Source organism: Brachybacterium sp. NPDC056505 (assembly GCF_042794925.1).
Classification (GTDB): Bacteria; Actinomycetota; Actinomycetes; order Actinomycetales; family Dermabacteraceae; genus Brachybacterium; species Brachybacterium kimchii.
Genome location: NZ_JBHTSV010000043.1, coordinates 1 through 14,493, shown reverse-complemented (window position 1 = coordinate 14,493; position 14,493 = coordinate 1). Strand labels below are relative to the sequence as shown.

10 protein-coding genes and 4 tRNA genes are annotated in these 14,493 nt (G+C 73.0%); 3 read left to right on the top strand and 11 right to left on the bottom strand.

The window, feature by feature from the left end; genetic code table 11:
- Positions 1 to 8 precede the first annotated feature (8 nt).
- The 3 genes from ACFQ53_RS15710 to msrB form a co-directional block, all read right to left on the bottom strand.
- Positions 9 to 1,364, bottom strand: a complete 1,356-nt coding sequence (locus tag ACFQ53_RS15710; RefSeq protein WP_377861288.1) for an HRDC domain-containing protein — start codon at positions 1,362 to 1,364, stop codon at positions 9 to 11.
- Between the two features lie 4 nt (positions 1,365 to 1,368).
- On the bottom strand, positions 1,369 to 1,977 hold the full coding sequence (locus tag ACFQ53_RS15705) for a DUF3000 domain-containing protein (RefSeq protein WP_249480387.1): 609 nt from the start codon (positions 1,975 to 1,977) through the stop codon (positions 1,369 to 1,371).
- Between the two features lie 135 nt (positions 1,978 to 2,112).
- The gene (gene msrB, locus ACFQ53_RS15700) at positions 2,113 to 2,535 is read right to left on the bottom strand and encodes a peptide-methionine (R)-S-oxide reductase MsrB (RefSeq protein ID WP_249480386.1); all 423 of its coding nucleotides are present in this window, start codon (positions 2,533 to 2,535) and stop codon (positions 2,113 to 2,115) included.
- Between the two features lie 99 nt (positions 2,536 to 2,634).
- Here msrB and ACFQ53_RS15695 point away from each other — a divergent pair, with 99 nt between their 5' ends.
- Positions 2,635 to 4,041, top strand: a complete 1,407-nt coding sequence (locus ACFQ53_RS15695; protein ID WP_377861284.1) for an alpha/beta hydrolase family protein — start codon at positions 2,635 to 2,637, stop codon at positions 4,039 to 4,041.
- A gap of 46 nt (positions 4,042 to 4,087) precedes the next feature.
- Here ACFQ53_RS15695 and ACFQ53_RS15690 read toward each other — a convergent pair whose 3' ends face one another.
- Positions 4,088 to 4,849, bottom strand: coding sequence for a dihydrofolate reductase family protein (locus tag ACFQ53_RS15690; protein WP_377861281.1), 762 nt, complete (start codon positions 4,847 to 4,849; stop codon positions 4,088 to 4,090).
- A gap of 188 nt (positions 4,850 to 5,037) precedes the next feature.
- Between ACFQ53_RS15690 and zapE the strand changes: the two genes are divergently transcribed.
- Positions 5,038 to 6,084 carry a cell division protein ZapE gene (gene zapE, locus ACFQ53_RS15685; RefSeq protein WP_377861279.1) on the top strand — a complete coding sequence of 349 codons (1,047 nt, stop codon included), beginning with the start codon at positions 5,038 to 5,040 and terminating at the stop codon, positions 6,082 to 6,084.
- On the opposite strand, the gene treZ is transcribed toward zapE, so the two are convergent.
- The 7 genes from treZ to ACFQ53_RS15650 all read right to left on the bottom strand — a co-directional run bounded on the left by treZ (position 6,063) and on the right by ACFQ53_RS15650 (position 14,145).
- The gene (gene treZ, locus ACFQ53_RS15680) at positions 6,063 to 8,039 is read right to left on the bottom strand and encodes a malto-oligosyltrehalose trehalohydrolase (protein ID WP_377861277.1); all 1,977 of its coding nucleotides are present in this window, start codon (positions 8,037 to 8,039) and stop codon (positions 6,063 to 6,065) included. The two genes, zapE and treZ, sit on opposite strands and share 22 nt — an antisense overlap.
- The gene (gene treY / locus ACFQ53_RS15675) at positions 8,036 to 10,606 is read right to left on the bottom strand and encodes a malto-oligosyltrehalose synthase (RefSeq protein ID WP_377861274.1); all 2,571 of its coding nucleotides are present in this window, start codon (positions 10,604 to 10,606) and stop codon (positions 8,036 to 8,038) included. The genes treZ and treY overlap by 4 nt, the downstream gene beginning before the upstream one ends.
- A 58-nt stretch (positions 10,607 to 10,664) precedes the next feature.
- Positions 10,665 to 12,938: a glycogen debranching protein GlgX gene (gene glgX, locus ACFQ53_RS15670; protein ID WP_377861271.1), complete on the bottom strand. Its 2,274-nt coding sequence runs from the start codon at positions 12,936 to 12,938 to the stop codon at positions 10,665 to 10,667.
- Between the two features lie 62 nt (positions 12,939 to 13,000).
- A complete protein-coding gene (locus tag ACFQ53_RS15665) occupies positions 13,001 to 13,789 on the bottom strand; it encodes an NAD-dependent epimerase/dehydratase family protein (RefSeq protein WP_377861269.1) in 789 nt (262 codons plus the stop codon).
- Positions 13,790 to 13,877: 88 nt separating this feature from the next.
- Positions 13,878 to 13,949 (bottom strand) — tRNA-Val (locus tag ACFQ53_RS15660).
- 25 nt (positions 13,950 to 13,974) lie between these two features.
- Positions 13,975 to 14,047 (bottom strand) — tRNA-Gly (locus ACFQ53_RS15655).
- A gap of 26 nt (positions 14,048 to 14,073) precedes the next feature.
- Positions 14,074 to 14,145, bottom strand: a tRNA-Val gene (locus ACFQ53_RS15650).
- Positions 14,146 to 14,417: 272 nt separating this feature from the next.
- Between ACFQ53_RS15650 and ACFQ53_RS15645 the strand changes: the two genes are divergently transcribed.
- Positions 14,418 to 14,490: transfer RNA gene (locus ACFQ53_RS15645), tRNA-Gly, on the top strand.
- Positions 14,491 to 14,493: the final 3 nt, after the last annotated feature.

Here is a 14,493-nt window from a genome sequence, read left to right as displayed (position 1 = left end):
CCGGGGTCCTACTCGGTGGGCGCGTCCGATGCGACGGGCGCAGCGGCGAGGACGGGGGCGACGATCTCCGCCTGCCAGTCGCGGGCGCCGAGCCCCGAGAGCTCGGCGCGGATCTCCCCCGCGTCGCCGGGCGTCTCGTGCTCCCAGACCCACTGGCGCAGCAGACCCGGGGTGAGCAGGTTCTCCGAGGGCACGTGCAGCTGCTCCGCGCGCTCCGCCACCGCCTCGCGGATCGGCAGGTAGCGCTCCCACACCTCGGGCCACTTCTTGGACCAGAGCTTGTGGGGCGGCGGGTAGCTGGGCTCCGAGCGCGAGGGCAGGTGCGCCTCGGGGAGGTTCACGCCCGCGCGCGCCGCCTGCCACCAGGTCTCCTTGCCGTGCATCGGCTTGGGCAGGGCGGCGAGGAAGGCCGTGTGCGAGGCGGTCGAGACCTTCGCGGCGTCGACGATCGCGCGGTCCTTGATCACGCGGTGAGGGGAGAGGTCCTGCTCACGGGCGATCTGGTCGCGCCGCTCCCACATGGCGCGGGCGGCCGCGAGCTGGCGCGGCGTGCGCAGGGCGCCCAGGCCGTGCAGCTTCCGCCAGGGCTCCGCGCGCGCGGCGGGCAGGGGATGGGCGACCTCGTGCGCGAACTCCTCGCGCGCCCAGCGGGTCTTGTCCGACTCCTCGAGACGGGCGGCGAGGATGTCGCGCACCTCGACGAGGACCTCGACGTCCAGGGCCGCGTACACGAGCCATGGCTCGGGCAGCGGGCGCTTGGACCAGTCCGCGGCGGAGTGCTCCTTGGCCAGGCGCAGGTGCACCGTGTCCTCGACGACCGCGCCCAGGCCCACACGGGGCATGCCCAGCAGCCTCGCGGCGAGCTCCGTGTCGAACAGCGACGCGGGGTGCAGGCCCAGCTCGCCCAGGCTCGGCAGGTCCTGGGTGGCGGCGTGCAGCACCCACTCGCGGGAGTTCATGAGCTCCACGAACGAGGTGGGCAGGGTGAAGGCCGTGGGGTCGATGAGGGCCGTGCCCGCCGCCTCGGTGCGGATCTGCACGAGATAGGCCTTGGCGCTGTAGCGGTAGGAGGAGGCCCGCTCGGCGTCGACCGCGATCGGTTCCTCGGGCGCGCTCGCGGCGCGCTCGCACCACTCCAGCAGCGGCTGGATGCGATCGATCACGGGGACCAGCCCGTCGCGCGGGGCGCCCAGAGGGGTCGGCTCGATCGCGGGGGAGTCGGCGCCGAGGTCGTCGCCGGTCCTGCCCGTGTCGGTCGTGCCGGTGGCGGTCGTCGGCGCGGTGCGCGCCGTGGTCGCGCTGTCCGCGGGTGCGCCGTCCTCGGTGCGTCGGGCGCGGGCGGCGGAGCGGTTGCGGGTCCTCATGGGGTCAGTCCTCCTCGTTCGCCGAGCCCTGCCGGGGGCGGGCGCGGTGGGAGGGGACGAGCGGCGCCACCTGGGCGGGAGCGGGAGGCAGGCCGCCGGCCGCCGCGAGCATGGCCGTCCAGGCGGCGAAGTGCGGGGCCAGGTCGGAGCTCGTCGGGGTCCAGGACACGCGCATCTCGACGTCGACGGTCGAGGGGCGCCCGGCGAGCGCGCCGTAGCTCTGGGACACCACGCGGGTGGCGGTGCACCCGAGCTCGCGGGACTCGGCGTCGAACAGCTCGAGGGACTCGGTGACCCACGACCAGGCCACGTCGCCGAGCATCGCCTCGATCGCGAACTCGGGCTCGAGCTGGGCCTGGACGAGGACCACCATCCGGTACTCGCCCTTCCACGCCTCCTCGCCCGCGGGATCGTGCAGGACGACCAGGCGGCCGCTGGCGACCTCCTCGTCGTGCAGGATCACCTCGCCGTTGGCCGCCCACGTGTGCGGGGCCATCCGGCCGGGAGCGGGGATCGAGGTCCAGTGGACCTCGGGACGCAGTGGCGCACGGGTCATCTCCTCGATCGCCGTGCTGAAGGCGCGGGCGGCGGCGGGGAACTGGTGGACGGGCACGGCCGCGAGCCTAGCCCGCGAGTCGTCACCACCGACCGAGGCGCGCCGTCGACCCGCCGACGACCTCTCTCCGGCCTCCGGCCGACCCGTCGGCGGGAGGTGCGGAGGCTCCTGCGGGTCCTCGTCGAGCGGGCCTCAGTCCTCGTGGACGAGGCTCAGGGAGTTGATGCAGTAGCGCTGGTCGGTGGGGGTCGCGAAGCCCTCGCCCTCGAAGACGTGCCCCAGGTGCGAGCCGCAGTTCGCGCAGCGCACCTCGGTGCGGACCATTCCCAGCGAGGCGTCCTCGAGCAGCTCCACGGCGTCGTTGTCCTGGGGGGCCCAGAAGGCGGGCCAGCCGCAGTGCGCGTCGAACTGCTCGTCGGCGCGGAACAGCACCGCCCCGCACGCTCGGCAGGCGTAGGTCCCGGCCGGGCGCACCTCCTCGTACTCCCCGCTGAACGGTCGTTCGGTGCCCGCCTGGCGCAGCACCTGGTACTCCTCCGGCGAGAGCTTCTCCCGCCACGCGGCGTCGTCCAGCTGGATGGCGTAGTGACCGCTTCCGATGGGCTTGGTGCTCATGGCTCATACCTCCGCGTTCGGGTGCCGACGGGTGGGGCGGGGATCGCCTCGGACCCGCGGCGTCACCTGCGATCCTACGGCGGACGTAGACTGCGCGTCATGATGCGCCTCACCTCCCTCGGCTCCCGCGCGACCCGCCCCGAGGAGGCGCCGGACGCGCGCGACGCCGCTCGTGAACTGGGGCGATGGGGCAGGGCGCTCGCCGTCGGCGGCGTCGGCGCGCTCGGTGCGTTCGCCCTCAGCGCAGGGGCGCTCGCGGCGGGGGCCCGGCTGCTCGCGAGGGTCCCGCTGACCCCGCAGACGTCCCAGCGCGGGAAGCTCGACCAGGTGGTGCGGGCCGCGTATCCGGACCGTGTCCACCTCGATCGGACGGCGGAGGCCGTCCGCGGAGGCGTGATCGCCCTGCGCCGCTCCGGCGGGGCCGTCCACGTGCGCCTCGGCCCGGTCGACGGTGAGCCGACGCCCACCACCGTCTCCCGCCCGATCCTCGCCCGCGACACCGACGAGCCGATCGGGATCGGTCCCGTCGGCCTCGACGGCTTCTTCTGGCCCGGCACGCCCGAGACGTCGCTGGGCCTGCCCACCCGGGAGGTCGAGGTCTCCTCGCCCGTCGGTCCCATGCCGGCGTGGCTGGTGCCGGGGCGCCCCGGCATCTCGGCGGAGGAGCCCGGTGCCTCGAGCGAGGACGGGGCGACCCAGGAGGACGGCGCAGCGGGGCCGACGGGCGACACCTGGGCCGTGCTCACGCACGGTCACGGCGCCACGCGCGGGGAGACCCTGCGCGCCATGTCCCTGCTGCACGAGCTGGGCTTGACCTGCCTCGCCCTGACCTACCGCAACGATCTCGGATCGCCCGCGTCGGCCGATCGGATGCACCATCTGGGCCTGGACGAATGGGAGGACACCGAGGCGGGCATCGAGTACGCCCTCGCCCACGGGGCGCGCCGGATCGTGCTCATGGGCTGGTCGATGGGCGGAGGCATCACGCTGCGCACCTCCGTGCACACCGCTCACCCGGAGGCGATCGCCGGACTCGTCCTGGACTCGCCGGCCGTGGACTGGCAGGACATCCTCACCTACCACGCGACGGCGCTCCGCGCCCCCGCGCCCATGCGGCGCCTGGCCCTGTGGATGATGACGAGCCCGCTCGGGGCGCGCCTGGTGCGCCTGCACGAGCCGCTCGCGCTCGCCGAGATGCGTGCCGAGCACTACGCGCAGCACCTGCGTCACCGCACCCTGCTCATCCACGCCCTCGAGGACACGACGGTGCCGCCCGCGCCGAGCGCCCGCCTGGCCGCGCTGCGCCCCGACCTCGTGGAGTTCGTGCCCTTCGCCGGCGCGAGCCACACCCGCGAGTGGAACCGCGATCCCGCCCAGTACGAGCGGCTGCTCGCGGACCACCTCGTGGACCTGCTGGACCTGGACGTCGACGTCGAGGCCATGGAGCTGCCCGTGCGCGACCCCGCGGCCGCGCCCCTCGAGGGGTCGATCGGCGACCGGGTGTGATCCGTCCGCGCGTGGCCGGTCCTCGCGCTCGGGCCGATCCTCGGGATCAGGCCCGGTCTCGCACCGTCCGGTCGCGCACGTAGCGGGAGAGCGTCGCGTGGGCGCCGACCGTGAGGGAGCCCAGCTCCCACTCGCCCTCCGCGTCGACGCCTCGCATCACTCGGGAGGCGTCCCCTCCGACCGTCCGATGGGTCACCGAGAAGCACAGCTCGTCGAGCTCCCCGGAACCGGCGAAGCGCGCGAGAGCGCTCGGGCCGCCCTCGAGCTGGATCCCGCGGTGCCCGAGGCCGGCGAGGGCGCGGCGGATGCCCTCCGGATCCTCCGCGAGGATCAGACTGCTCTCGGGCAGACCGCTCGCGGCGAGTGCCCGCTCGCCGTGCGCGGCGTCGGTCACGAGGTACGTCGGCCACGCGGGGTCGATGCTCGCGGGCAGCCGACCGGACTGCGACATGATCGCCAGGGCCGGGCGCTCGCCCCCGGCCGGCCGCAGCGACGGGGCGAGCAGGTCCGAGCGGCCCTGGGGGCGGCGGTAGTCCTCGACGCGCACCGTCTCGGCGCCCACGAGCACCACGTCGGCGAGCGCGCGCAGCACGCCGAAGGCGAAGGAGTCGGTGGGGTTGCGCAGGGGACCGCTGGTCCCGTCGGCACCGGTGATCGCGCCGTCGATCGTCGTGTTCATCATCGCCCGCACCCACGTGCGGTCCGCGGGGTACGCGTAGACCTCGGCGAGCGCGCGTGCGCCGGCGGCGTCCTCGGTGATCTCGCGCGGCGCGGCCAGCGCGCGCCCGTCGTCCCAGAGCAGCTGCATGGCCTCGATCCTCTCGTCGTGCGGGCACTGCGTGCTTCCCGGATCATCCCGCACCCGGGACGGTCCCGCGAGCCGACGCACGCCGGGCCCGCGCACGCCGGGCCAGAGCATGGCCGGGCCGACGCGCGATCGTGGACCTGCCCACAGGGGATCTGCCCGGATCGGCCGTGCCCCTAGACTTGGCGGCCGTGACCGAGTCCCTCACCGCGCGCACCCCAGCCCCCTCCCTCGAGCGCCTGGTCGCCGACCTCGTGCCGCCGCCGCGCTTCGCGAAGGCGCGGCTGGACAACTACGTGCCCGATCCGCAGCACCCCTCCCAGCAGGAGGCCAAGGAGCGGATCGCCGAGTTCGCGCGCGGCATCGGCCGCAGCGGCGGCTCGAAGGGCCTGCTGGGCATGTTCCGCAAGCGGCCGCAGGCGGCGCGCGGCCTCTACCTCGACGGCGGCTTCGGCGTGGGCAAGACCCACCTGCTGACCTCCCTGTTCCACATCACCGACGGGAACCCCGTCTATGGCACCTTCGTCGAGTACACGAACCTCGTGGGCGCCCTGGGCTTCACCCGCGCCGTGGACCTGCTGGGCGGCTCCTCGCTCGTGTGCATCGACGAGTTCGAGCTCGACGACCCCGGGGACACCCTGCTGATGACGCGGCTGATCCGTGAGCTGTCCGATCGCGGCGTCGCGATCGTGGCGACCTCGAACACGCTGCCGGAGGCCCTCGGCGAGGGGCGCTTCGCCGCCCAGGACTTCCTGCGCGAGATCCAGTCGATGTCCGAGCGCTTCGACGTGCTGCGGATCGACGGCGAGGACTACCGGCGGCGCGAGGCCGTCGCCGAGGCCCCCGCCCTGCCCGAGGAGACCGTGCGCGAGCATGCCGAGGCCACGCCGGGTGCGACGCTCGACGATCTCCCCTCCCTCCTCGCGCACCTCAAGACCGTGCACCCCTCCCGCTACGGGGCGATGCTCGACGACGTCTCGTTCGCCCACCTCACCGAGGTGTCCACGATCGCCGACCACAACAACGGCCTGCGCTTCGTGGTGCTCGTGGACCGGCTCTACGACCGGGAGATCCCGGTGCTCGCGAGCGGGCAGGACGCGGCGGGCATCTTCACCGAGGAGCTGCTGCGCAGCGGCTACCGCAAGAAGTACTACCGCTCCCTCTCGCGCCTGACCTCGCTCGCGCGCGACGGCGCGAAGGACCTCGAGGGCGCTGCTCAGGACGCCTCGGCCGACTGAGCCGCAGCGGCGCTCTCGCGAACGACGAGCGCGCCGGGGCCCGCGAGGCCGACGACCCGCTCCCGGGCATCGCGGCGCAGCGCGCCGAAGGCGGCGAGGACCTCCCCGCCGGCAGCGGCGCCCGACGCGGGCATCCCGGCCCCGCCCTCCGCGCGGCTGACGAGCACGTGCACGTCCCCGCGCCGCAGCACGAGGGACTCCTCGTCCAGCACGACGGCCTCGACGCGGCGGAGGTCAGGATCCCTGAGCTCCGGCAGCGCGCGGCGCAGGCCGATGAGCGTGCGGTACCACTCGAGCATCGTGCGGTGCGCGCCCTCGTCCGTCTCCTCCCAGCCGAGGAAGGAGTCGGTGAACGTGGAGCGCGACTGCGGGTCGGGCACGTCCGATGAGTCCCAGCCCATCTGTGCGAACTCCTCGCGCCGCCCGGCGGTGACCATCGCCCCGAGCTGCTCGCCGTGGTCGGTGAAGTACCGGAACGGGGCGCTGCACGCCCACTCCTCGCCCTGGAAGAGCATGGGCGTGGGGGCACCCAGCAGGATCAGAGCGATCGCGGCGGCGTGCTCGGCGGGGGAGAGGAGCTGGTGGACGCGGTCCCCGCGGGCACGGTTGCCCACCTGGTCGTGGTCCTCGAGGAAGGCCACGAAGGAGTGCGCGTCGTAGGCGTCGGTCGCCGGATCGACGGGCGCGCCCCAGACCCTTCCGCGGAAGGTGGAGCGGGTCCCGGCGTGCTCGAAGACGCGGGTGAGGGTGCGTGCGAGCACCTCGGCGCTGCCGAAGTCGACGTAATAGCCCTGGCGCTCGCCGCTGATCCACGCGTGGACGGCGTGGTGGACGTCGTCGGCCCACTGCATGTCCATGCCGAGACCGCCGCGAGCGGTGGGGGTGACGGTCGCGGGGTCGTTCCGGTCCGATTCCGCGATCAGGGTGAGCGGCCTGCCGGTCTCCCGCTCCCAGTCGGCGACGGCGTCGGCGAGCTCGGCGAGGAAGTGCCGGGGCGAGTCGTCCTGCAGCTCGTGCACCGCGTCCAGGCGCAGACCGTCCAGCTGCATGTCCACGAGCCAGTGCCGGGCGACCCCGCGCAGGAAGGCGCGCACCTGGTCGCTGCCCGCGTCGTCGAGGTTCACGGCCCAGCCCCACGGGGTCTCGTGGCGGTCGGTGAAGTAGGGGCCGAAGGCGCTGAGGTGATTGCCGTCGGGACCCAGATGGTTCAGCACCACGTCGAGGACCACCGCGAGGCCCCGCGCATGGGCCGCCTCGACGAAGCGGGCGAGGGCGGCGGGACCGCCGTAGGCCGGGTGCACGGCCATGAGGTCCACGCCGTCGTACCCCCAGCCGCGCTCGCCGGGGAAGGTCGCGAGCGGCATCAGCTCCACGGCGTCGACGCCGAGCGCGACCAGATGGTCCAGGCGCTCGATCGCGGTGTCCAGGGTGCCGGTGCCGCCGTCGGCGGGCGGCGCGAAGGTGCCCACGTGCAGCTCGTAGACTACGCCGCCGCGGAAGGAACGCCCCTCCCACGGCGCGTGCGGGAACAGCCCGGGGTGCACGACTTCGCTCGGGCCGTGGACCCCGTCCGGCTGGGCGAGGCTGCGCGGGTCGGGCAGCCAGTCGCCGTCCCCGTCCAGGCGGAACGCGTAGCGGACGCCCGTGCCGGGCACGGCGGCGGGGCCCTCGGCGTCGGCCCCCTCGTCCCGCAGCCGGTGCCAGCCGCCCCCGACGGGCTCGAGGGTGCGCACGTGCGCGTCCTCCGGGTCGGGGACGGACTCGGTCTCGCCGCCGCGGAGCGGGGCCTCGAGGCGCACCTGCACCGTCCGTGCGCGCGGAGCCCAGACCTCGAGGGCGCCGTCGCTGTCGCGCACAGGGAGGGGAGCGGAGCCCGACGGGGGTCTCGTCGTGGAGGGGGACGGCGCCGTGCGCGTCCCCTCGGTCCCGGCCGCGTCGCTCGCGTGCTCGCTCATGCGTTCCCCTCGTCCTCGTCCTCGTCCTCGTCCTCGATGTCGTCCTGCCCGGACGTCCCGTCGGTCCTCACCAGCAGCGCCGTCGGCCAGTCCTCGAGCAGAGCCGCCAGGCGCACCTGGCCGCCGTCCGTCTCCCGGCCGCTCAGCAGATCGCGCCAGCGGCCCTCGGGCAGCACGAGGACGGCGTCGCCGAAGCCGCCTCGCTGGGCGAGGCCGTGCGCGAGGCGGGTGACCACCGTGACCACCTCGAGGGGGCCGTCCTCGAGGGTGCGGCCGAAGGCGACCGCGTGCGCGGTCGACGTCGGCACCGGGCGGTAGACGGCGGAGCGCCCGCGGAAGAGCTCGGGACGCTCGCGGCGCAGGCGCAGCGCGCAATGGGTGAGCCAGAGCTTCTCGTCGGCCACGCCGTCGGGCCGCGCGCCCTCGCGCATGCGGGCGAGCCGCGCCTCGTGGCCGGCGTGATCGACCTCGCGGCGGTTGTCGGGGTCGACGAGGGAGAGGTCGATGGACTCGCACCCCTGGTAGACGTCGGGCACTCCCGGCATGGTCAGTTGCACGAGCTTCTGGCCGAGGATCGCCGCACGCTGCGCGCCGAGCGTCCTGCGGGTGAGGTCCTCGAGGATCGACGCGACCTCGGAGGAGTCGAGGGCCGCGCGCCCCAGCTCCCGGACCTGGTCCTCGTACTCGGAGTCCTGGTCCGTCCAGGTCGTGCGGGTCTTCGCCTCGCGCATGGCCTTCTCGAGGTAGCCGATCAGCCGGTCCTCGTCGATCCGCTCGCTGCTCCCGCCCGGCAGGTCCCAGGTCCCCAGCAGCGTCTGCCACAGCAGCAGGCACAGGGCCCCGTCCACCCGGTCACCGATGTGCGCGGCGACCGCCCGTTCGAGGTCGAGCACCGCGAGGCCCCACTCGTGGGGGACCTCGGTGAGCACGGAGAGGCGGGCGCGCACGTCCTCGCTGCGCTTGGTGTCGTGCGTGGAGAGGGTGGTCATGGAGTCCGGACGCGTGTGCACCATCGTCGCGCAGTGGTCGTGGAGGTCGTCGGGCTCGACGCCGATGCGGTCGGGATCCGCCCCCACCTCGGTGACCGGCAGGAACCGCGGATAGCGGTAGAAGGCGGTGTCCTCCAGGCCCTTGGCGTGCACGGGCCCGCAGGTCTGCGCGAAGCGGATGATCAGCTCGGCGCGGTCCGCGTCCGCCGTCCGGCCGGCGCTGCCCACCTCGTCACCGCATACGAGCGCGAGCACCACCTCGAGTGCGGCCCGCAGGTCCGCGTCCTCGCCCAGGAGGCCGCGGGCGCGGGCGGCGGCAGCCTCGAGCACCGCGCGCTCCGCACCGCTCGTGCTCTCCCCGGGGACGATGTAGGCGCGATAGCGGTCCATCGAGGCGAGCATCGCGACCAGCACCCGCTGGATCTGGCGGCGCGTCGTGTCGCGCAGGCGGATGTCCTCCGCGCAGATGCGGTGGACGAGGTCCGTGAGGCGCTCGACCTCCGCCCACAGGCTCGTGGAGATGATCAGCGCCGTGGACTCGGCGGCGATCTCCTCGAACGGACGCAGGTCTCCCGTGGTGCGCTGCCAGACGTGCGTGAGCCCCAGGGCCCCGCGCGGGTCGTGGAAGAGGCCGCCCACGCGCCACAGGGCGTCGTACCCGGTCGTGCCGTCGCACGGGAAGTCGCCGGGCAGCTGCTCGTCGCCCTCGAGGATCTTCTCCACCACTGTCCAGGCGCCGCCGGAGGCCTCGTGCAGGTCGCGCAGGTAGCCGCGCGGATCGGCGAGGCCGTCGGGATGGTCGATCCGGTAGCCGTCGACGACGCCCTCCGACTGCAGCTGCAGGAGCAGCGCGTGGGTCGCGGTGAACACCTCGGGCAGCTCCACGCGCACGGCCGCGAGGGTGTCGACGTCGAAGAAGCGCCGGTAGTTCAGCTCGTCGTCGGCGACCTTCCAGTAGGCCAGTCGGTACCACTGGCGCTCGAGCAGGTCGACGACCCCCAGGTCCTCGGTGCCCGGGGCGATCGGCAGCACGTGGTCGTAGTAGCGCACCACGCTCTCCTCGCGCGTGCCGCCGTCGCGCTGGGGCACGTCGGCGCGCGACACCTCGATCTCGCCGTCGGCGAGGACCTGGCCGATGGGGCGCCCCAGCACGGGCATGAGGATCGAGTTCTGGGCGGTGATGTCCACGTCGAACCAGTCGGCGAAGGGCGAGGCGGGGCCCTCGCGCAGCACCGACCAGAGGGCGCGGTTGTGCCAGACGGGCGTGGGGATCGCCATGTGGTTGGGGACGACGTCGACGATCAGGCCCATGCCGTGGGCGTGGACGGCGGCGGCCAGTCTGCGCAGGGCGTCGATCCCGCCGATCTCCTGGCCGATCCGCGTGTGGTCCACGACGTCGTAGCCGTGGGTGGAGCCGGGGGCCGCCTGCAGCACGGGGGAGCAGAACACGTGGCCCACCCCGAGGTCGGCGAGGTAGGGGACGATCGCGGCGGCGTCGTCGCACGTGAAGCCCGCGTGCAGCTGCAGCCGGTACGTGCTGGTGGGGACGATCCGGGAGGGGGCGGGGAGGGTGACCATGTGCTGCGTGCTCCTTCGCGGGTCGGGACCGGGGCGGGACCGCGGTGGGCCGAAGGGTTCAGCGCCGCGGATGCGAGGCGCTCGTGATCCGCGGCGCGGCGAGCGGGCCGGGGGACTGCGAGGACGCGCTCGTGTACGCCGGTGCGCGCGGCGGCAGCGCGGCCTCCGAGGACCCGTCCTGCTCCTCGGCCTGCGCACCGCCGGTCTCGTCCGCGGCGGGCTCGGCGGGGTGCCGTCCCAGGATCAGCACGGAGTGGGCGGGGCGCGTGATCGTCTGCCCGGGCTCGAGCCTCTCGCCCAGATCGAGCTGGTGGGCCGTGCCCGAGGCGACGTACCAGGCGGCGCCGAACTCCTCGGGCGGGACGCGGAAGTCCACGTCGTTGCCCGCCCAGTTGAACATGAGCAGCGCGGAGTCGTCGATGATGCGCTCGCCGCGGGTGTCCGGCTCGGGGATCGCGGAGCCGTTGAGGAACACGTCCACGCACTTGTTCTGCGGGTCGTCCCACTGCTCCTGCGTCATCTCGGTGCCGTCGGTCGCGAGCCAGACGACGTCCGGCAGCGACTCGTCGCCCTCGCAGGGGTTCTGGCCGCCCAGGAAGCGCCGGCGCCGGAAGATCGGGTGCGCCCGACGCAGGGCGATCATGTGCCGGGTGAAGTCGAGCATGTCCTGCTGGTCGTCGTCGAGGTCCCAGTCGACCCACGAGATCTCGTCGTCCTGGCAGTACGTGTTGTTGTTGCCCTGCTGGGTGCGGCCCATCTCGTCGCCGTGGAGGATCATCGGCACGCCCTGGCTGACCAGCAGGGTCGCCATGAAGTTCTTCGCGCGGCGCAGGCGCAGCGAGGTGATGGCGAGGTCCTCCGTCGGCCCCTCGGTCCCCGAGTTCCAGGAGCGGTTGTGGCTCTCGCCGTCGTTGCCGCCCTCGCCGTTGGCCTCGTTGTGGCGCTCGTTGAAGGAGACGAGGTCGCGCAGGGTGAAGCCGTCGTGCGCGGTGACGAAGTTGACGGAGGCGATCGGGGTGCGGCCCGTGTGCTGGTACAGGTCTGAGGAGCCCGCGAGGCGCGAGGAGAAGTCCGGCAGCACGCCCGGCTCGCTGCGGCCCGCGTCGCGCACGGTGTCGCGGTAGCGGCCGTTCCATTCCGACCACAGGGGCGGGAAGCCTCCCACCTGGTAGCCGCCCTCGCCGAGGTCCCAGGGCTCGGCGATGAGCTTGACCTGGGAGATGATCGGGTCCTGCTGGATGATGTCGAAGAAGGCGGAGAGCCGATCCACCTCGTGCAGCTCGCGGGCGAGCGTCGAGGCGAGGTCGAAGCGGAAGCCGTCCACGTGCATCTCGCTGACCCAGTAGCGCAGCGAGTCCATGATCAGCTGCAGCACGTGCGGGGTGCGCATGAGCAGGGAGTTCCCCGTGCCCGTGGTGTCGTAGTAATGGGCCTTGTCGTCCTCGACGAGCCGGTAGTAGGAGGCGTTGTCGATGCCGCGGAAGGAGAGGGTGGGCCCCTTGTCGTTGCCCTCGGCGGTGTGGTTGTAGACGACGTCGAGGATCACCTCGATGCCGGCGGCGTGGAGGTTCTTGACCATGGTCTTGAACTCCTGGACCTGTTGGCCGGCGTCCCCCGCGTAGGAGTACTCGTTGTGCGGGGCGAAGAACCCGATCGTGTTGTAGCCCCAGTAGTTGCGCAGCCCCTTCTCGACGAGGTGGCCGTCCTGGACGAACTGGTGCACGGGCATCAGCTCCACGGCGGTCACGCCGAGCGACTGCAGGTGGCGGATGATCTCGGGGTGGCCCATCGCCACGTAGGTGCCGCGGATAGACTCGTCGATCCCCGGGTGCTGCATCGTCAGGCCCTTGACGTGCGCCTCGTAGATGACGGTGTCGTGGTACTCGTGGCCGGGGGAGTGGTCGCTGCCCCAGTCGAAGTAGGGGGACACCACGATCCCCAGCATCGTGTGCGGCGCCGAGTCCTCCTCGTTGCGCTGCTCGGGATCCTCGAAGTCGTAGGAGAAGAGCGAGGGATGGTTCGTGGCCATCCCGCTGATCGCCTTCGCGTACGGGTCCAGCAGCAGCTTGGACGGGTCGCAGCGCTGACCGGCGGCGGGATCGTAGGGGCCGTGGACGCGGTAGCCGTAGCGCTGCCCGGGCTGGACCGCCGGAAGGTAGACGTGCCAGACGAACGCGTCGACCTCGGTGACCTGCACGCGGGTCTCGGTGCCGTCCTCGTCGAACAGGCACAGCTCGACCCGCTCCGCCGCCTCGGAGAACAGGGCGAAGTTGGTGCCGCCGCCGTCGAAGGTCGCGCCGAGGGGGTACGGCTGTCCCGTCCAGATCTGCATGTGTGCACAGTACCCGGGCCCGCCTGGGGCCGGACGGGGCGGGGCGCCGGCCGACCGCGCTCTCAGGACCCCTCGGGCCAGTTGCCCGGGCTGTCGGCCCCGCCCTCGACGACCTCCTCGTGCGCTCCGGGGAAGGCGGTCCAGTCGTCCTGCGGGCGGTAGCCCAGCTCGAGCATGGTGTCGGTGATGTCCCAGCGGCGATTGGGGTTGGCGGAGATAGCGTAGTAGGTGCCGAAGGGGACGTCGGCCTCGAGCGCGCTGCGGACGGCCCGGGCCGCGTCGTCCGGGGAGAGCCACATGGCGCGCAGCAGGTCCACGTCGGTGGACAGCGGGTCCTCGCTCATCCATCCGATGCGCAGGGCGATCACCTCGAGGCCGAAGGCGTCGTGGTAGTGGCGCCCCAGGGCCTCGCCGAACACCTTGGAGACCCCGTAGAGGGAGTCCGGCCAGGGCGGCATGTCGCTGTGCACGGGCCACTGCTCATGGCGGTCGTAGCCGCCCATCGCATGGTTCGACGAGGCGAGCACGACCCGGCGCACGCCGGCGTCCCGCGCCGCCTCCAGCACGTTGCGCTGGCCCACGATGTTCGGGCCCAGCACCGCCCCCCAGTCGGACTCGGGGGAGGCCGATCCCGCGAGGTGGACGACCGCGTCGATCCCGTCCATCAGCGCGCGGACCTGGTCGTAGGCGGTCACGTCGGCGATGCGCAGCCGGTCGCGCAGTCCCTCGGTGCGTGCGTGCCGACCCTGCGGGACGATGTCGTACTCGTCGTCGAGCCGGGCGAGCAGCGCCGTGCCCACCCCGCCCGTCGCTCCGGTCAGCAGGATCCGCTTCTTCGCGTCATCGCTCATGGGGCCATTGTGGGACGTGCGCGGGGACCTGGCCAGAGGCGGGCGCGGACACGAGAAAGGCCCCGGTCGATGACCGGGGCCTTCAGCGTGGGCGATACTGGGATCGAACCAGTGACCTCTTCCGTGTCAGGAAAGCGCGCTACCACTGCGCCAATCGCCCATGCAGCCGAGCTGCGAGGGGACGGAGCGGACGACGGGACTCGAACCCGCGACCCTCACCTTGGCAAGGTGATGCTCTACCAACTGAGCCACGTCCGCATGACGAGGATCCGAGGATCCTGTCGTGGGCGATACTGGGATCGAACCAGTGACCTCTTCCGTGTGAAGGAAGCGCGCTACCACTACGCCAATCGCCCGTCGGGCCGCCCGTGAGCGAGCCCTCCGACGTCCCCTGCGGGAGCCGGGCTCCCGATCGGACCTGGACGAGATTACACCACCGGCGGCGCAGATCCGAACGTCAGAGACCACTTCGGGCTGTGGCGTGAGCCACCCCGGCCGAGGCCCCGCAGTGCTGGTGCCGCGCATCACGTGCATTTGCACGCGGCGCGCACACACCCGTAATGTGTCTCCTCGTCAGCAGGAACCACCTGCTCCGGGGCGACCCGGAAGCGATGGATCCGGCAGATGCGCGGACGTGGCTCAGTTGGTAGAGCATCACCTTGCCAAGGTGAGGGTCGCGGGTTCGAGTCCCGTCGTCCGCTCCG

Coding starts and splice junctions, on each gene's coding strand:
- ACFQ53_RS15710 (WP_377861288.1), bottom strand. CDS start 1,364: ATGAGGACCCGCAACCGCTCCGCCGCCCGCGCCCGACGCACCGAGGAC.
- msrB (WP_249480386.1), bottom strand. CDS start 2,535: ATGAGCACCAAGCCCATCGGAAGCGGTCACTACGCCATCCAGCTGGAC.
- ACFQ53_RS15695 (WP_377861284.1), top strand. CDS start 2,635: ATGATGCGCCTCACCTCCCTCGGCTCCCGCGCGACCCGCCCCGAGGAG.
- ACFQ53_RS15690 (WP_377861281.1), bottom strand. CDS start 4,849: ATGCAGCTGCTCTGGGACGACGGGCGCGCGCTGGCCGCGCCGCGCGAG.
- treZ (WP_377861277.1), bottom strand. CDS start 8,039: ATGAGCGAGCACGCGAGCGACGCGGCCGGGACCGAGGGGACGCGCACG.
- treY (WP_377861274.1), bottom strand. CDS start 10,606: ATGGTCACCCTCCCCGCCCCCTCCCGGATCGTCCCCACCAGCACGTAC.
- glgX (WP_377861271.1), bottom strand. CDS start 12,938: ATGCAGATCTGGACGGGACAGCCGTACCCCCTCGGCGCGACCTTCGAC.
- ACFQ53_RS15665 (WP_377861269.1), bottom strand. CDS start 13,789: ATGAGCGATGACGCGAAGAAGCGGATCCTGCTGACCGGAGCGACGGGC.